Here is an 18,579-nt window from a genome sequence, read left to right on the forward strand (position 1 = left end):
CTCCTTAATCCACAAAACGGCCTTTGAGGGCAAATAAACCTTGTGGACGTTTTTGAATAAACAAAATCACAAGAACCAGTAATACAATCTTAGCCATCACAGCACCAATGCCAATCTCAAGCACCGTACCACTGACACCAAGACCTAAAGATGCCAATACCGCGCCCCATACTTGCCCAACACCGCCAACCACGACGACTAAGAACGCATCAATAATATAAGTTTGACCTAGGTCGGGTCCGACATTGCCTACTTGCGCCAAAGCACAGCCAGCGAGACCTGCGAGGCCCGAGCCAAGCCCAAAAGCCAACATGTCGATGCGAGCAGATGAGATACCCACTGCACGTGCCATTTGCCGGTTTTGAGTGACAGCGCGCACAAATAGCCCGAAACGAGTCTTGTTCAGTAAGTACACCAGTAGCATAAGAATAATGATGGTAAAGCCAATAATAGCGATACGGTTGAAGGGAAGCACAAGGCTCGAGGACACTTGATAAGCACCGCTCAACCAGTCGACATTGCTGACTTCGACGTTTTGCGCGCCAAATATCATCCGAACCAACTGCATAAGAATCAGACTGACACCGAAGGTTGCCAGCAAGGTTTCAAGCTCACGACCGTAAAGCGGGCGAATAATGATTCGTTCGATAATCATGCCGATAATGGCACTGACTAAGAAAGCGACGGGTATAGCAGCAACCAGATACCATCCAGTCATACTAGGAAAATACGCTTGAAAGAGATTTTGCACCATATAAGTGGCGTAAGCACCAATCATAATGAGCTCACCGTGAGCCATATTGATGACCCCAAGCAGACCAAAGGTAATGGCAAGCCCTAATGCCGCGAGTAGTAAGATACTTGCCGTGCTAAGCCCCGTGAATAGATGACCTATCCAAGTACTGATGGTAATGCGCTGCTCAATACTATCCTCAGCATCTAACAGCGCAGATTTGAGTACAGGATCGATATTATCCGCCGCCAATGCTTTTTTGACATCAACTAAGACTTGTGGGCTATCGCTATCGGCGAGCACGGTAATCGCGGCAATTTGCTTGGCGACGTCGCCATCTCTAAAATCAATCCTCGCTTGTAAAGTACTCAACGCCGTTTTGACGTCGTCGTCTTCCTCATTAGTGGCAGCAGTACTTATGAGTGCTGGATCTAGCTGCTCGATATTGTCCGCTAAGATAGCAACTGCCTGCATACGTTGCGTAGGATCGTTTGACTCAAGCTTAACCTTGGCTTGTCCAAATACTAAGGCTGAGCGTAGCGTATTGGTCAAAGTCACTTGCGCCAAGTCACTCGGCCACTCGGTGGTCAGCTGCTTAACAGGATAAGTAAATAGCTCATCTTCGCTGTTAAGTAGGTAGGTTTTCCCGCCATTGCCTTGGTATAGCTCATCGTTTTTTATCAGCTCAACTAAAGTATCCAAACTCTCAACTGATCCCGGCCACTGGTTGAGCATGGTTTGGCGCTTGGTGAAGTCAGCAGCAACGAACTGCTCGATAGCATCCCCTTTACTTATCGCAAGATTAGCAGGCGTAGTAAGAGACTGCTTATTTTGAGCAAGTAGGGTGTCGTCTTGAGCAAGCAAGATCTCTTCACTTACAGCATTGGATGTCGCTGCCACAGTATTAGTCGATAGTTTCTCGCCATGGCTGTGTACTGCTGGTGTCTCGTGAGCATGAGCAGCTGATGTGATAGCAATGAGGAGGAGTAAAGATAGTAAGGCGATGATAAAAGTCTTATTAGAATAATTGGCTTGCGCGTCACTTTTATAATAGGAAGGGTAATGTGACATGATGGTTCCTTTTTTGCAGTCAACACTCCTCTAACCTCTACTGAAAACTGTTTTATCAGTAGAGGAGCTAAAGGGTTGCTGGTATTGATACCATTAAGGGGCTAAGGATTAGGGACTAAGGCTTGGGTGACCATAACCTTATTTAGGAATGTACTGACTCCATGGCTCAGCACGAATGACTTTTGGCGTTTTGCTGATCACATCGAACTGACCATCGGCACGGATTTGACCGATCATGACAGGCTTCCATAAATGATGGTTTTCCTCATCCATTTTCAATGTATACCCTGATGGCGCGTCAAAAGTCTGACCTCCCATACTGATACGCACTTTATCGACATTAGTGGTACCTGCTTTTTCGACTGCTTGTTTCCACATATTGATACCTACGTAGGTGGCTTCCATAGGATCATTGGTCACGACCTTTTCAGCATTCGGTAGCTTATGATCTAGCGCATATTTCTTATACTTTTTGGTGAAGCCGCTATTGACAGGATTTTTAACCGACATAAAGTAGTTCCATGACGCCAAATGCCCTTGCAATAAGCTGGTATCGATACCGCGAAGCTCTTCTTCTCCTACTGAGAATGCCATGACTGGGATATCAGAGGCTTTAATACCTTGGTTGGCAAGCTCACGATAAAAGGGTACGTTTGAATCCCCATTAATGGTAGAGATAACCGCCGTCTTTTTACCAGTAGAGAAGCTTTTAATATTGCCAACGATGGTCTGATAGTTGCTAAAACCGAAAGGGGTATACTCTTCCATGATGTCTTTTTCAGCGACGCCTTTAGACTTCAAGAAAGCACGCAGTATCTGGTTAGTAGTCCGAGGATAGACATAATCTGTGCCAAGTAAGACAAAGCGTTCTGCACTACCGCCCTCTGGACTCATTAAGTATTCAACGGCAGGAATAGCTTGTTGGTTAGGTGCCGCCCCAGTGTAGAAAATATTTTTTGACTGCTCTTGACCCTCGTACTGCACGGGGTAGAACATAAGGCCATTTAGCTCTTCAACGACAGGCAGCACGGACTTACGTGACACCGATGTCCAACCTCCAAATATGACATCCACTTTGTCTTGAGTTAACAGCTGACGTGCTTTTTCAGCGAATAACGGCCAATCAGAAGCGGGATCTACGACGATTGGCTCTAGCTGCTTACCCAACACACCACCATTGGCATTAATTTCATCAATGGTCATGAGAGCAGTATCTTTTAATGATGTTTCAGAGATGGCCATCGTTCCAGATAAAGAATGCAAGATGCCTACTTTGATGGTGTCACCATCTGCCGCAGGGGTAGTAGCGGTCTCGGCCGTTTCAGTTTTTGTGGCTGTAGAATTGGTTTCAGCACTAGTTTCCGCAGGTTTCTGACAACCTATAAGGCTTAAGCTACCTACGACAGCTACTGCTAGTAGAGACAAACGTGATGTGAGTTTTGAGTCGATACGATAATTTGTACTTATAGGAGTAGCAGTGATAAGCGTTGGCAATAAAGACATGTATTTCTCCAAAAAGATAAAGTAGCAGCTTGGCAGGCCGAGTTAACAAACCATTCCTAACTGCTATTAATACTTCAATATTTATGCCATTCCAAAATACAAAATAAACGCACCAATATCGGTCTTTTTAGGAGATATTGCACTTTTTTCGCACCATGATGGTTTTTATGGTTTTCTATGCACCATCTGTGTCTGGTTAAAAAGTGACTTATACTGTCAATGTCAAATCCGTACAAACAAGCTTGGGAGGTTTTAGTTACGCAGCTTAATGGTACAAGTCAAATCACATCTGTTTTGGCTTTTTATAGCCCAAATTATTTTGAATTCTACTCCCACTACGAGCACAGCTCTTGTCTTGTGTCGCTGTAATCCAAATTAGCTTTTAGGAATATGCAGCTTATAGCCAACGCCAATCTCAGTGAAGAAATAACTAGGTCTTGAAGGGTTGTCCTCTAGCTTTTGGCGTAAATTTGACATAAATATGCGTACATAATGCTCTTGATGGTTGTGACCTTTACCCCAGACGTCGTTTAGCAGTTGCTGATGCGTCATGACCTTTTCAGCGTTTTTAATCAGTACAGTCAGTAAGCGATATTCAATCGGCGTTAAATGAATATCTGTACCGTTTTTCTTAACTTGCCGTTGTGCCAAATCAATAGTGACATTGCCTAATGCTAATACAACCGGCGCTTCATAACTGGCTTGCCAGCGCCGCATTTGGGCGTTGACTCTAGCGATTAGCTCGCCCATGCTAAAGGGTTTTACCAAATAATCATCGGCGCCCAAATTTAAAGCTCTAATCTTATCTTGCTCATCACTGCGAGCCGACAGTACTAAAATGGGCAACGATGACCAAGCCCTAATATCTGAGATGACATCACAACCATCCGCATCTGGGAGACCTAAGTCTAATATCAATAAGTCTGGACGGCGAGAGGCGGCTTCAATCAACCCGCGTTGCGAGCTATCGGCAGCGTAGACTTGGTAGCCTTCTTGTTCCATGGCTGATTTGATAAATCTTGCGATATGGGCTTCGTCTTCAATGATTAAGATGGTTTTCATAGTAGGGATTTGCTACTTATAGGGGAAGCTTGAGGCAGTAATGAGGTAATGAAATAATAATTGTGCCCAAGTTTCTAACATTGTTGAATAGACTTGTTTTATGAGTTTTCTGAACTGGTAGTTATGCTTGCATCTATGCTTTCATCTGTATGAGTCATGCTTGATGTGAATTTATCATCAAACATATATAGATTTTCTAAAGGCTGCCACGGTAGCACTATAACAAATTGCGCGCCGTGCGGTTGTATATTGCTCGCGTTTAGCGTGCCGCCTAAGTGCTTGACTAGATCTCTACTGAGCGCCAGTCCTAATCCCAATCCTGTGGTATTACTTTCACTATCACCGCGGGTAAAACGTTCAAATATTTGCGCTTCCATCCCTATTGGCAGCCCTTGACCGTTATCTGTCACTGTTATTTGGTAGCTTTGCACGATTTTATTGTTTTGCACGGGATTATTATTTTGCAAATTTTGAGCAGTGTGCTGATTAGTGAGTGTCGCTTGAATAGTGATAGCTGCGTTGTCTGGAGTGTAGTTAATGGCATTGGTCAGCAGATTATTTAAAATCCGCGCCAAGATTAATTCATCGGTATAGATAAAATCGACTGCACTGGCCACGTCTATTTTGACTTGCCGATTTTGTAGATACGGTTCAAGTTGGCGTATATTACTACCGATAATCTCTTCTAAGCTTACCCATTGCTTATTGAGTTTCATACCGCCGGATTGCAGCGCTACATAATCTAAGATATTGATGACCAAACGCTGAATGACGTTGGCTTGCTGTTCAATATCGATAGCAAGCTGCTTTTGTTCAGCAGGCGCTAGGTTTTGGCTGGCAAGACAAGCGGCCAAACCTGATAGCACGGTAATCGGAGTCCGAATATCGTGAGACAACGCGGATAATAGCGAGCCGCGCAGGCGTTCTGACTCTACTTTGATAAGGGCATTTTGTGCGATTTTGGCGTAATAGACGCGCTCTAACGCCAAAGTGATTTGGGCAATCGCGACATCGAGGGTACGTTGTTGTTCTGGTTGATTAAAGTTATCAATATCGGTTGGCATCAGTGCCAATACTGCCAGTACCTGACTTGAAGTCGCAAGCGCCCGATAGTGCATAGGATTGGCGGCCAGCGTATGCGTCGCTAGACCCGCGCTTTCCTTATGATCAAACACCCATTGGGTCACATTCCAATTGAACTCTGAAGGAATACTCGATTCTGAGACGACAGTCAATTTACCGTCAGCATTGGGCATCGCCATAAGCGCTTTACTAGCGATATGCTTGGTCAGCCAAATAATAGCTTGGTTGATGATCTCTTCATTTTTGCGCGCCGCACTGAGGCTTTGTGCCAAATGACTCATAGAGATCGCTTGTTGCTCACGTCTACGGGCATTTTGCGCCTGAAAGCGCAGTCCAACCGCTAAGTTATTGATAATCAGTGAGACGACAATCATCACCGCAAACGTGACTAAGTACTGCACATCGCTGACGCTAAAAGAAAGCTTAGGCTCCACAAAAAACAAGTCAAAGCTGATGACACTTAAGAGCGCCGCAAAGATACCAGGGGCGCGTCCAAAGCGAACCGAAATGAACACAATGACCAACAAATACAGCATCACCACATTGGCTAAATCGAACCAGCGAGTCAAAGCAACTAGGCTGACGGTAACGAGCGTACAACCTAAAACGGCCATCAGATAACCAATGCGATTGTCTTTAGAGGCTAGGGCAGTCATATCCCAAGTAGGCCGTTGTCGTTTGCTACTGAGATTTTTTGTCTTTTTGGCTTGATTGACGAGTATCAAATCTAAATTCATATCCTGCTGTGAGATTTGCTTGACCAATGATCGATCATAATACGATTTAGAGTGATTCTGCCCGATAATAATACGTCCAATATTAAATTGATGGGCGTAACTGACCAAGCCTTCAGCGACGCTAATAGCATTTATAATTTCTGTCTTGGCGCCCAACTCATCTGCTAAGCGTAATGCTTCTAAAATGCTTTGCTTGTTTTTTGACAGTTTATAGGCATTTCGTGGTGTCTCGACATAGATGACATACCACTGCGAGTGTAAACTGCTGGCAAGTCGTGCGGCATGACGGATAAGGCGCTCGCTATGGGCGCGCGTACTGATACCCACTAATAACTGATCGGTGGTATTCCAGATGGATGAAATACGCGATTGATTGCGATAATCTCGCATATCGGCATCGACTAGGTCGGCAGTGCGGCGTAATGCCAGCTCGCGCAGAGCAATCAGATTGCCCTTTCGAAAGAAGTTTTCTATCGCGTGCTTGGCTTGACTGGGAATATAGACTTTGCCATCATGCAGTCGCGATAATAGCTCATCGGCTGGCAGGTCGACCAATACCACCTCATTGGCCTGATCAAAGAACCAATCGGGGATGGTTTCTTGTACCACAACCCCTGTGATTTGATTCACCACATCATTCAGGCTTTCTAAATGCTGAACATTAACCGTGGTATAGACGCTGATGCCTGCCTTTAATAACTCCTCAACGTCATGCCAGCGTTTTGGGTGCCTGGAGCCTGGGATATTGCTATGCGCCAGCTCATCAACCAATAAAATATCTGGATGCCGCGCCAAAGCCCCATCAATATCAAACTCCGCCAAGGTTTGCTCTCGATACTCAACCTGACGTAACGGCAGTATTGTCAATCCATCTAACAATGCTGCCGTTTCACTGCGGCCATGAGTTTCTACGATGCCGACTAAGACATCCAGTCCATGTGCTTGATCTCGATGGGCGGCAGAGAGCATGTCATAAGTCTTGCCAACGCCTGCTGATGACCCAAAAAAGATTTTTAGTTTACCTCTGCTGCGCGTATTTTCTTGCTGTTTTATTTGCTGCAGTAAATCCTCTGGATTGGGGCGCTGCTCACTCATGCTGATGCTCACTGCTGATTAATGGGTTGACTCATTTAACGACTGCCATGTCATCTAAGGCTAAGTTGACTGCCAATACATTCACGCGCGGTTCGCCGAACAGATTGAATTGTCGCGCTTCTGTATGCTCATCGATGGCGGTTTGGACTTGTTCAGCACTGATGCCACGAATACGCGCCACTCTGTTGACTTGCCACTCGGCTGCCGCTGGTGAGATGTGCGGGTCTAAACCACTGCCTGACATCGTGACCAAATCAAGAGGGATAGGCGCGGTGTTTTGTGGATCAGCGGCTTTTAGTCTTTGTACTTGTGCCTCCACACCAGTCACTAATTCAGGATTTAGAGGCCCCAAATTACTCCCCGAAGATTGCGCGGCATCATAACCGTCTCCCGCTGCTGATGGGCGCGTCCATAGGTATTCTAGCTGATCAAAGCGCTGACCGATAAGCGCAGAGCCCACCAAACTGCCATTATGTTCTATCAAGCTGCCATTGGCTTTATCCGCCATGGTCACTTGGGCAACGCCGGTCATCAATAAGGGATAGCATAACCCTAAAATAATTGCCAAGGCTATAAATAATGAGAAAGCGGGTTTGAGCATCGGCATACGAGTAGCACTATTGTCCAATACAGAATTGTCCAATTTAGAAAGAGTATTTTCATCCGCTTGGTGGTATTTAGAGTCAACAGGAACAGATTCTATAGACTTACTAGATTGCACAGAAATATCAAGTTGCGTAGATTTATTAGGTTGCATAGTCGTCATCCGTATCGTTGGTTATACCAAGTGCAAGGCATTAATGAGCATATCGATTACTTTAATACCGACAAAGGGAAGCACCAACCCGCCCAAGCCGTATATCAGCAAGTTGCGCCGTAATAGATTGATGGCAGAATCAGGTCTATAAGTCACGCCGCGCAGCGCCAGTGGAATCAGAAACACAATAATCAACGCATTAAAAATAATAGCCGATAAAATCGCGCTTTGAGGACTGCCTAGTTGCATAATGTCCAATACCCCAAGCGCAGGGTAGGTGCTGGCAAAGGCGGCTGGAATAATGGCAAAGTATTTGGCGATATCATTTGCCAAGCTAAATGTCGTTAGTGCGCCGCGAGTCATGAGCATCTGCTTACCGGTTTGCACCACTTCAATCAGCTTGGTCGGATTTGAGTCCAAGTCGACCATGTTGGCCGCTTCTTTAGCTGCTTGAGTGCCACTATTCATAGCAACAGCCACATCCGCTTGCGCCAGTGCCGGTGCATCATTGGTGCCATCGCCGGTCATAGCGACTAGCTTACCTTGACGTTGATAGCTGCGTATTCGCTCAAGCTTTTGCTCGGGGGTTGCCTCCGCCATAAAGTCATCGACGCCCGCTTCAGCAGCAATGGCCGCCGCTGTCAGAGGGTTATCGCCCGTAATCATCACGGTGGTAATGCCCATCTTGCGCAGCTCGGCAAAGCGCTCTTTTATGCCGGCTTTGACCACATCTTTGAGCTCGATGACGCCAAGCAACTGCTGACTATCGGCGACCAGTAGCGGCGTACTACCACGGCGCGCGACTTCTTCTACTTGTTGCTGTAGATTAGTAGGTAAGGTACCGCCTTGTGCTTCTACCCATTTTACGATGGCATCAAACGCCCCTTTACGGATATGGCGCTGCTCGATATCTGTGCCACTCATACGCGTTTGCGCGGTAAATTCGATGGTGTCAAACGGCTTTTCTTTCCATGTATTTTCATCAATATCAAATCGGCGTTGGGCAAGCTTGACGATACTGCGACCTTCTGGTGTCTCATCAGTTAATGAGCTGATTAGTGCCACTTCCGCAAGCTGACTTTCTGTCACCCCGTGCGCTGGTATAAATTGCGACGCTTGTCGATTGCCATAGGTAATCGTGCCGGTCTTATCTAGTAGCAAAACATCAACGTCGCCTGCCGCTTCTACCGCGCGTCCAGAGGTCGCGATGACATTGGCCTGCATCATCCGGCTCATGCCTGCCACGCCAATCGCTGATAACAAACCACCAATCGTCGTCGGTATCAAGCAGACCAACAGCGCCACTAAGACCACAATCGATATCGGCTCGCCATTGCCCGAAGACAGCACAGCAAACTGTGAAAAAGGCAATAAGGTCACACATACCAGCAAAAATATCAGGGTTAACGCCACCAACAAAATGGTCAACGCTATCTCATTTGGTGTCTTAGTGCGTTTGGCGCCTTCTACCAAGGCAATCATACGATCCAAAAATCCTTGTCCAGGGGCTTGGGTAATACGTATCATCAACCAGTCAGATAACACCTTAGTGCCACCTGTCACCGCATTGAAATCACCACCACTTTCACGAATGACGGGTGCAGACTCGCCGGTGATTGCGGATTCGTCAACGGATGCTAGACCTTCTATGACTTCACCATCAGCAGGAATGATCTCGCCTGCATTGACCAGAACGATATCATCTTGCTTAAGTTCAGTTGCCTGAATCATGGTAGGTACAGAATGCCTGTCAATGCCCGCAAGCCTGCGAGCTTGCACGTCTTGACGTGCCTGTTTGAGACTGGCAGCTTGGGCTTTACTACGCCCTTCGGCTAGTGCTTCTGCAAAGTTTGCAAACAGTAGGGTAAACCACAGCCAAAAGGTAATGGATAGGGTGAAAACAATACCAGATTGCCCTTGAATCAACATCGTAATGGCTAAGATACTGGTCAGTAGCGAGCCAATATAAACCACAAACATCACCGGATTGCGCCATTGCACTCTTGGATCAAGCTTAAGTAAAGCGTCTTTTAGGGCGGGCTTGATCAAAGCAGGATCAAGGAGGCCTTGTGCTGGTGTTTCAGGTAAGTTTGAATGATTGGGGTCTTGCTGCGACTGCAAATTTTCAGCCTGTGTATTAGTGTCTGATAAAACGCTCATGTTTTGTATTCCTCACGTAATCATAAAATGGGTCGATTCACTATTGGGTAGCGAGTCACGTTATTAGTAATAAGTTAACCAACTAACTAATTAAATAACGACTCGTCTAATGCTTGCCTATACTTAATCGGCTAGCCTCCCAACATCCAAATCTGCTCTATGATGGGTCCGAGAGCTAAAGCAGGGACAAAAGTCAGAGCGCCAATCATCAATACTGTGCCGACCAAAAGCCCGACAAATAATGGGGTGGTGGTTGGCAAGGTGCCGCTATTAACCTCTAATCTGGGTTTCTTGGCCAACGATCCTGCTAAAGCCAACACCGGAATAATGACGCCAAAGCGACCAACCAACATCGCCAGCCCAAGCATAGAGTTATAAAACACAGAGTTGGCACCCAAGCCTGCAAAGGCAGAGCCATTATTGTTGGCCGCCGAGCTAAAGGCATAGAGTACTTCACTAAAACCATGAGCACCAGGATTGAAGATACCGGCTTGCCCACTGGTCGTCATCACGCTAATAGCCGTGCCTACTAGCACCATCGTTGGCGCGGCCAATAAGCCCAAAACCACCATTTTCATCTCAAACGGTTCGATTTTTTTGCCAAGATATTCGGGAGTACGCCCAATCATCAGCCCCGATATAAATACCGCCAAGATGGCAAATAGCAGCATACCGTAGAGACCTGCACCCACACCGCCGAAGACCACTTCGCCCAATTGCATCTGCAACATAGTGCTCAGTCCACCGAGGGGCGTAAATGAATCATGCATGGCGTTGACGGCTCCGCACGAAGCGGCAGTGGTAATCGTGGCAAACAGTGACGTGGCAACAATGCCGAAACGCACTTCTTTGCCCTCCATGTTGCCGCTCACACTAGCATCGGTAAGGCCTTGAACTTGTGACGTTAACCAAGGGTTGCCGGCAAGCTCGCTGCTGACGGTCAAAGAATACATCGCTATAAACAAGACCGTCATAGCACTTAAGATAGCGATACCTTGCTTTAGGTTGCCGCTTATTTTACCAAGACAAAAACAAAGCGACGTTGGGATAAGGAAAATAGCCAACATTTGGATAAAATTAGAAAAGGGCGTGGGATTCTCAAACGGGTGGGCAGAGTTGGCATTAAAAAAGCCACCGCCGTTGGTGCCGAGTATCTTAATCGCTTCTTGCGAGGCAACAGGGCCCAAAGCAATCGTTTGCGACTCACCTTGTAAGGTCTGCACCTCGGTATACATGGATAGCGTTTGTATCACGCCTTGGCTCATTAACAGCACGGCTATAATTGCTGCTATCGGCAACAAAATATAAAGATTACAGCGCCACAAATCTATCCAAGCATTACCCAGGTGCGCACTCTTTTTAAATACCAGACCACGCATTAAGGCAAAAGCCACCACGATACCGGTTGCGGCTGATAAGAAATTTTGCAACGACATGCCCATCATTTGGGTTAGGTAGCTCATGCTACTTTCGCCGCCGTAAGCTTGCCAATTGGTATTGGTAATAAAACTAATGGCGGTATTCATCGCCAAGTCCCACGTGACGCCTGACATATTGGCAGGGTTTAGCGGCAAGTGTCCTTGCACCAGTTGCAACACAAATAACCCCAACAATCCAATGAGGTTAAATAGCACAATGGCGCCAGCGTACTGCTTCCAATTCATACCAAAAGCAGGGTTGCCTTTGGTATCTTGACCGATCATACCTAGCGTCGTAAAAATACGGGATTCAAGCCGAGAGACAGGGGCTTGCATCCTTTGTAGCAGGTAACCTGATAGAAAATACCCTAAAGTAAATAGAACGATTAGATAAATAACCAGCTGTGATAGCGCATATATTGTCATTAAAATGCCTCCGGTTTAATCAGTACATATAACAAATAGATGAATAAACCGAGGGCTAGAAACCCTGCAAAAACTTCCATGACACTCTCCAAAAACGCACAATGAACCATGAAGATCAGCGATGGTTAGACTGATCTTTTATTACTTCTTTATTGCTTACTTATTAATAGCAACAGTATGCCGAGAGGGGTATAAAAGTGTTGTCAAGATAACGCGGTGGGATATAAAGAAAGTATAAAGATGGGCAGTGTTAAAATGTAAGATGAGCAGAAAGCCTTAGTTTTTAAGGCATTGTTTAGATATTTTTTAGAGTGAGGATATTGCTATAGGCTAGCAATGTGTTTTGCCGGAAGTTAATAAAATGGAAGGGAAGTCTTTAAGGTTATAGCTAGCACGCTTAGCACTAGCCATATAAGTCATGACTATTATTGACAATGTTATTAACTGAGCTCTTTTTCAATTTTGACCAAAAGAATTCTTGCGGACAGCGTCTCTAACACAGTAAAGGTATAACCTTCGCTGCTGACGTGCTCATTCACTTGCGCAATGCCATCGAGTTTAAAATTGATATAGCCACCGATGGTCAGCTGCTCGGCATCTGCTAATAGGTTTGGCTCGTTTAGTTCAAGGCGCAACTGATCCAAGCTAATAGTGCCCTCAGCTATCCAGTGATCTTCTTGTTTGAAAATCACTAACGTCTCATCTTCATCAGGGAATTCCCCAGCAATCGCTTCAAATAAATCTAAAGGCGTCACCAGTCCTGCCACTTGCCCATACTCATCGACTACGATTGCCAAGTTACCTTTGGCATTCTTGAGCAAATTGATAAGACGTAAATTATCAATGGTGTCAGAGACAAAAACGGGCTGCTGCTTGCTGAGTAAAGGTGCTAGAGCCAGATGAATATCGTCAGGTTGTTTGTCGAGTGCCGCCAAGATATCTTTGGCCCGTACGACGCCGAGCACCTTGTTTAAATGCCCTTGGCAAATAGGTAATAAGCTGTGCGGCGTGGATAATACTTGCTCGCGAATCTCGTCTAGACTGCCTTCGATATTCACCCAAGATATCTCTGAGCGCGGCGTCATGATGGTTTCAACATCACGTTCACCAAGCGCCAGCACCCCACTAATCATGTAGCGCTCTTCTTCTGCAAAAGGGATGGTCTGTACTGAGATATCGTCTTCTGTGAGTGACTCTTCCTCATGGTTAGCGGTTTTGCCGCCCATCAGTCTTAAGATGTTATCTGCGGTTCGGTCGCGTAGCGGAATGGCGCTTTCATATTTCGTACGGTTACGCTGCATGAATTGATTAAAGGCTTCAATAATAATAGAGAAACCAATGGCGGCATATAAGTAGCCTTTTGGAATATGAAAGCCTAAACCTTCAACGATCAAGCTAAAGCCGATCATAAGTAAGAAGCTTAAGCATAAGATAACGACAGTCGGGTGCTTACCGACAAAATCTGTTAAGGTTTTGGCTGCCAAAACCATTACCGCCATCGCCACAATAACCGCGGCCATCATCACTTCTAAATGCTTGACCATGCCGACTGCCGTGATGACCGCATCAAACGAGAATACGGCATCTAGGATAACGATTTGGGCAACGACAGCGGCAAAGCCTGCGTAGACTTTGCTATTGTTATTGGTCTCAAGCTTACCTTCTAGGCGTTCATGTAGCTCAAGCGTGGCTTTGAGTAATAAAAAGAAGCCGCCGACAATTAAGATCAAATCTCTGACCGATAAATCAAACGCGCCATAACTCACTACAGGTTCGGTCAAAGTTATGAGCCATGACATCACAAACAGCAGGCCTAAGCGCATAATGAGCGCGAGCCCAAGACCCAGATTGCGCGCTTTACTGCGTTGATGCGGGGGAAGTTTATTAGCGAGAATGGCAATGAAAACGAGATTATCAATACCCAAGATAATCTCAAGACTAACAAGTGTGAAGAAACCAAGCCATATCGAAGGATCGCTTAGAAGCTCTATCATTTAATTGAATACTCTCTATTAAAAAGGTTTAGGGGCTGTTCATTATTAAATCGTGATAGTGATTATTTTGATTTTTTGGAGTTAAGTGTAAATTTTATATTCAACTTGTTCATGGTATGTTTGCTGAACGATGATAAAACGATTGTATAGAGAAAATACTAGAATGACATCATATGAATTTTAAACGCTTATGGCACTAGATATGACAAATTATCAACGTCATTTGTTTTGTTAGTTGACAGCTTGCCTACTGCTTTAACGATGTTTCATCAGGATTTTGGTTAAATGATTTTTAGTTTAGACTCATGAAATCGGTAATATAGGTCAGTTATCAATAATTCACTTGAATACCCACGATGTCAGTATATTTATCAGGTTTAAAATCGGCACTGGGAACAGTAACATAGACAGTCTTTAGTTGAGAGTTTCCATCGCCAGTACCTACTACGCCGTTCCCTACATTATTCGAGGTGGCAGTATTTCCCCATTTATTTTCAATACCAGGAGTTGAGTATAGTTGATAATTTATCTTATCAGTATTGCCGCTAGTACCAGTCATCTCCCCTAAACCAGTTTGATTGCCATTAGATGGTGTTAAGCCAATCGTATAGGGTGTACCTTTTGTGCAGGTTACATTGATAGCACTGCTGTTTTGAGCAGTAAAATTCTTTTCATTTGCAGAATGTGAACCTAAATTGACATCAGAGGTAGAGGTAACTGAACAGCTTGGGATGACAGTCGCCTTTACCATAAATGGGAATCGCTGATTTTGCTGATCTACTCCTGAGCAATCAGAGGAAACTTGAAATAAGCGGTCTTCGGTCGTCAAAAAAGTATGCGCACCATTAAAATTAAGACTGTATTCTCCTGGAGTAGCAAAGAGGTTTTCGTTAACGGATTGTAATTTTACCGTAATTGGGACGCTACCTGAAAAAGTTCCTCGTCCGCTTGTTTGACGGTGACCTGAATTGAACTCTGAGCCATCTGCATTACGAGATCCCCAAAGCTCATTTCCTGGTAAAGTCATGGTGAATGCCAATTTTTCCGTAGTATCACTAGTATTCTTCATATAGCGCGGGGGGAAGTTGGGTGTAGTAGGGTCGCCACTATTGACTGCTAGGCAAACCGATATATATCTTGTAGTTATTTCTCTATTAGTACAGGTATAGTTTAAGGGAACAGTGATACTGGCAGTTTTTGCATTAGCGGGAGTAATGATGTCTAGGTTTACTATTCCATTAGCGTTCACAATTGCCGTGCAATTAGGCTCGGCTGCTTGTGTATTGCTTAGGGGTAACCAAAATGCGCCTAACATCAAAATTGGACTGTAATACCACCGAAGTAGCTTCATTATTATTCTACCTTTTGACAGATGAGAGGACCGATTAGTGGAATATCATCGCCCTGTTTATGATAATCAAAGCTGACCGTACAATTATCATTAGAGGGCGTCATCACTGTGAGGACGTTGTGCTCATCTAATGTATCCAAATAAACTTCGCCGTCAAATCCAACAATGGCCGAAGGCGCGTCCTTATTCGTGAGTAACTGTACTTGACTGCCAATTGGTAATGGCTGGTTATCGCTGTCTGTGAGGATAACAGATGCCGAGCGCACCGTTGTGATGCCAAAGCTTACTAATACCCCTGCGCGATCAGTCGGCGTGGCTTTAATATTTACCTTGTCAATACGCAGGTCGGCAGGCAAATCCATGGGATCAATAGCTATCTTATTCTCTTGGTAAGCGTTCAGCGGTGATATCAGTAATAAGCCACGATTATTAGTGCTGCCAATAACATTGTTTTGCAGCAGTACTGGTACATCGGCGATACCATCAGTTGCGACCACAGCAAAACCATCATTGATTTGGCGGGCGGCAAATAAGCCTCCGCCCATCATTACCAGCGCGCCTGTACCGCTAGCATAAGTAGAATAATTATCATTGTTACTACTGATACCAGCTTGTAGTTGTCCGTATGGACCAAGATAATTCAATTCGGCTAAACCATCGGTACTGCCTTTATTATCCCTACTGTTATTACTTGTACTGTGCCTTGCTTGTGCGCGCCAGCCTATGCCGCCCGCATTTGGTGTTGATTGTGATACATCTGTTACCAAGGAATGACGCTCGTTGGTGCTCTGCACACTACTGTTCAGCGAGATATTATGATCTAAGAATAGCGATGCCCCAAAAGAGACGCTATTATTATCAGAATTATGGATATCATGATTGTAGTTAGCGTTCAGGCTGAGACTTCGCCCAAAGGACTTTCGCCAAGAGGCGCTGGCAAACTGTGAAATCTCTTGCTGCGCAAAAGCGACTTGATTATAACTGAGATCAAAACTACCCAGAGATTGGGTGTTATAACCTGTTGAGAGTTGTTCACTTCGGCGGTTGGGAGCATCTCCGTAGCGTGTGGCGACGTCACGGTAGTCACCTTGAGTACCGGTGGCATTGAGACCAATATGGAAGCGACTGTTATTCCAAGAGTAATTTGCACTGTATTGCGATCCACTTTTACTTTGGCTGTCGCTACCCGCTATTGAGGCAAATAAGACGCCGCCTCTACTGCCCAATAACCAAGTGCCACCGACACCAGCATTACTAAGCCCTTCAGTCACTTCAGCATGGGTCTCTGCGGTAAAGCGATCACTGACCCCATAACGCCAAGTGCCAAAGCCGGCGATATCGCTGCCGTAATCAAAAGATTTGAGTCCATAGTTTTGGCGTACGGTACCGAGCTCTACCGACCAATCGGACAGCCCTGGCTGCAGCAAACGATGGGCATCATAAAGCGAAAAATTAAGCGTAGTATTTTGTCCTAGAGCATCGGTCAATACGAGCTGAGCATTGCCCGCACCGCTAAAGCTGGGCGATGTATTAAGCTCAAAAGGACCAGCAGGTACGTCACCGCCGTATTGCTTCAGACCATTAATATACAGCTCTACCGTTGAGGGCAGGGTGGCAGAACCAAAAAACGATGGCAAAGGCGTGGTGGTCATATAGGGCTGCAGGTCAAAATTAGTACCAAATTGCAGTCCACCTAAGCGTGTCGACCTTGTCCATGATAGTGTGCCTGTGAGTAAGTCACCAGCACTGACGGTAACTAGCTTATCAGGGAATGATTTGCTCCAACTGCTATCCAATCGCACCGTGCGGCTGTCCCAATCATTGCTATTAGTATCGCTACCAGCAAAGCGATTGCCAGTTGTCAGGGCAGTAGAGCTTAATACACCGAAGTCATTAAACGCGCGCAGTTCTGTATAAGCACTTAAGCTGGTCGCGTTGTTTTCAGTTTGTGTACCATAGAGGTTGTAATTTAATAGAAAACCAGGCGAGGCGGTCGGTTGAGGGCGTCTGCTATTGCGGGTATTAACGACGGTCGTAGCAAGGTTAAGTATGCTTAGTGGTGCAATAAGGTTGACCGTTTGCTGGCGTGCATCATAATCAATCTTGATGTCAGATAAGGTAGTTAGCGGTATCGGTTCGATGGTATCGGGCGGCAATATAAAGCCGAGTTGCTGCAATACATTGATACTGGCCCATAATTGGTCATTATAGTATTCGAAGGAGGCTAAGCCCCTGTCTGCGCCGTTAAGCCTAACCTCTAAATAGAGATCAAGCTTGTCTGGATGGTCATTTTCGTTACGATTGCCACGGTTTAAATCAAGCTGTGCGAGACTGTCGTTGGTAAGATCTGTAGAGCTCGCCGTGATATCGTTTGGTTCGATGGCATGGCTGATAGGTATCATTAAGGTTTGCAATAAGGCTATTCTAGCGATCGGAGTTGTCCAGCGTAACGTCTTGTGTCGTCTCAGTTCCATTGATCATTGCCTTGAATTTTCCACCTGTCGTTAGTGCCGAGGGTGGTGTTTTCAGTGTCCAGTACATGGTAGCGCCTGGTAAAACATAACCCAGCAAACCTTTATGGACATTAATGCTAGTACCAGCAGCATTTATAAAGCTTAGGCTTGCCAATTGAGCATGACCATTACCGCTATTGTGGACACGTAATTTTATCTGCTTGCCGTCTGGCTGCAGGTATGTGCTCCATTGCAACTTTGGACTAGTTTTCACAACACCAGCGGGCTGTACAAATACGGGTAGGGAGTAGCTCAATGCAAACTGCAAGCCACTCTTTTGGTCAGGGGATTTGATCGGTAGCTCATTAACCAAAATCCGGTAGCTATCTTCCACAGCGCCAATGCCTTGCGGCGGTGCTGTAGCACGGATAATTCGGACTAATTGCTTGTCGCTTGGGTTGAGCTCAATCATTGGCGGACTGGCCAATAATCCTCGTGATAGTGTGAGCTGATCGCCTGTTTCATCCTGTGACCAGTGGTAGACACGCACTTGCGCATGTACCACATTGTCACCGGTATTACTTAGGGTCAGACCACTGGCATTTTCTCGAGCTTGTAGGCTCAACGAGATGGGAGAAACTTGAAGCCCACTCGCCATCACCCAATTGCTACACAGCAGCAAGCTTGATAACACACTATATTTTGCAACACGGTGTAACCAGAGATTTAACATGGC

Annotated in this window: 12 protein-coding genes; all 12 read right to left on the reverse strand. The window is 45.6% G+C overall.

From position 1 onward, the window contains the following. Positions 1–4: 4 nt before the first annotated feature. Complete coding sequence (urtB, locus tag JMY08_RS01035; RefSeq protein WP_201588667.1) at positions 5–1,804, reverse strand: urea ABC transporter permease subunit UrtB; 1,800 nt, start codon at positions 1,802–1,804, stop codon at positions 5–7. Positions 1,805–1,942: 138 nt separating this feature from the next. Next, positions 1,943–3,253, reverse strand: a complete 1,311-nt coding sequence (gene urtA, locus JMY08_RS01040; RefSeq protein WP_201588969.1) for an urea ABC transporter substrate-binding protein — start codon at positions 3,251–3,253, stop codon at positions 1,943–1,945. A 429-nt stretch (positions 3,254–3,682) separates the two neighbouring features. After that, complete coding sequence (locus JMY08_RS01045) at positions 3,683–4,369, reverse strand: response regulator (protein WP_201588685.1); 687 nt, start codon at positions 4,367–4,369, stop codon at positions 3,683–3,685. Positions 4,370–4,467: 98 nt separating this feature from the next. Then, the gene (locus tag JMY08_RS01050) at positions 4,468–7,284 is read right to left on the reverse strand and encodes a DUF4118 domain-containing protein (protein WP_201588688.1); all 2,817 of its coding nucleotides are present in this window, start codon (positions 7,282–7,284) and stop codon (positions 4,468–4,470) included. 31 nt (positions 7,285–7,315) lie between these two features. After that, a complete protein-coding gene (gene kdpC, locus JMY08_RS01055) occupies positions 7,316–8,041 on the reverse strand; it encodes a potassium-transporting ATPase subunit KdpC (RefSeq protein ID WP_201588690.1) in 726 nt (241 codons plus the stop codon). A gap of 21 nt (positions 8,042–8,062) precedes the next feature. Then, on the reverse strand, positions 8,063–10,201 hold the full coding sequence (kdpB, locus tag JMY08_RS01060; RefSeq protein ID WP_227679553.1) for a potassium-transporting ATPase subunit KdpB: 2,139 nt from the start codon (positions 10,199–10,201) through the stop codon (positions 8,063–8,065). Positions 10,202–10,332: 131 nt separating this feature from the next. Then, positions 10,333–12,045, reverse strand: a complete 1,713-nt coding sequence (gene kdpA, locus JMY08_RS01065) for a potassium-transporting ATPase subunit KdpA (RefSeq protein WP_201588692.1) — start codon at positions 12,043–12,045, stop codon at positions 10,333–10,335. Beyond that, positions 12,045–12,155, reverse strand: a complete 111-nt coding sequence (kdpF, locus tag JMY08_RS14180; protein ID WP_084212332.1) for a K(+)-transporting ATPase subunit F — start codon at positions 12,153–12,155, stop codon at positions 12,045–12,047. Before kdpF ends, kdpA begins: the two co-directional genes overlap by 1 nt. Positions 12,156–12,485: 330 nt before the next feature. After that, the gene (locus JMY08_RS01075) at positions 12,486–14,039 is read right to left on the reverse strand and encodes a TerC family protein (protein ID WP_320157781.1); all 1,554 of its coding nucleotides are present in this window, start codon (positions 14,037–14,039) and stop codon (positions 12,486–12,488) included. Between the two features lie 331 nt (positions 14,040–14,370). Then, positions 14,371–15,390 carry a spore coat U domain-containing protein gene (locus tag JMY08_RS01080; RefSeq protein WP_201588693.1) on the reverse strand — a complete coding sequence of 340 codons (1,020 nt, stop codon included), beginning with the start codon at positions 15,388–15,390 and terminating at the stop codon, positions 14,371–14,373. A gap of 2 nt (positions 15,391–15,392) precedes the next feature. Then, positions 15,393–17,864 (reverse strand): fimbria/pilus outer membrane usher protein, encoded by a 2,472-nt coding sequence (locus tag JMY08_RS01085; protein ID WP_201588695.1) that lies wholly within the window; start codon positions 17,862–17,864, stop codon positions 15,393–15,395. Then, positions 17,815–18,576: a molecular chaperone gene (locus JMY08_RS01090; protein WP_201588697.1), complete on the reverse strand. Its 762-nt coding sequence runs from the start codon at positions 18,574–18,576 to the stop codon at positions 17,815–17,817. Before JMY08_RS01090 ends, JMY08_RS01085 begins: the two co-directional genes overlap by 50 nt. Positions 18,577–18,579 lie beyond the last annotated feature (3 nt).

The organism is Psychrobacter sp. Pi2-51 (assembly GCF_904846665.1).
GTDB classification, from domain to species: Bacteria; Pseudomonadota; Gammaproteobacteria; order Pseudomonadales; family Moraxellaceae; genus Psychrobacter; species Psychrobacter glaciei.

What these genes read in the sequence shown, in the direction of transcription:
- urtB (WP_201588667.1), bottom strand. Translation starts at nt 1,804, where the DNA reads ATGTCACATTACCCTTCCTATTATAAAAGTGACGCGCAAGCCAATTAT.
- JMY08_RS01045 (WP_201588685.1), bottom strand. Translation starts at nt 4,369, where the DNA reads ATGAAAACCATCTTAATCATTGAAGACGAAGCCCATATCGCAAGATTT.
- JMY08_RS01050 (WP_201588688.1), bottom strand. Translation starts at nt 7,284, where the DNA reads ATGAGTGAGCAGCGCCCCAATCCAGAGGATTTACTGCAGCAAATAAAA.
- kdpC (WP_201588690.1), bottom strand. Translation starts at nt 8,041, where the DNA reads ATGCAACCTAATAAATCTACGCAACTTGATATTTCTGTGCAATCTAGT.
- kdpB (WP_227679553.1), bottom strand. Translation starts at nt 10,201, where the DNA reads ATGAGCGTTTTATCAGACACTAATACACAGGCTGAAAATTTGCAGTCG.
- kdpA (WP_201588692.1), bottom strand. Translation starts at nt 12,045, where the DNA reads ATGACAATATATGCGCTATCACAGCTGGTTATTTATCTAATCGTTCTA.
- kdpF (WP_084212332.1), bottom strand. Translation starts at nt 12,155, where the DNA reads ATGGTTCATTGTGCGTTTTTGGAGAGTGTCATGGAAGTTTTTGCAGGG.
- JMY08_RS01075 (WP_320157781.1), bottom strand. Translation starts at nt 14,039, where the DNA reads ATGATAGAGCTTCTAAGCGATCCTTCGATATGGCTTGGTTTCTTCACA.
- JMY08_RS01080 (WP_201588693.1), bottom strand. Translation starts at nt 15,390, where the DNA reads ATGAAGCTACTTCGGTGGTATTACAGTCCAATTTTGATGTTAGGCGCA.
- JMY08_RS01085 (WP_201588695.1), bottom strand. Translation starts at nt 17,864, where the DNA reads ATGGAACTGAGACGACACAAGACGTTACGCTGGACAACTCCGATCGCT.
- JMY08_RS01090 (WP_201588697.1), bottom strand. Translation starts at nt 18,576, where the DNA reads ATGTTAAATCTCTGGTTACACCGTGTTGCAAAATATAGTGTGTTATCA.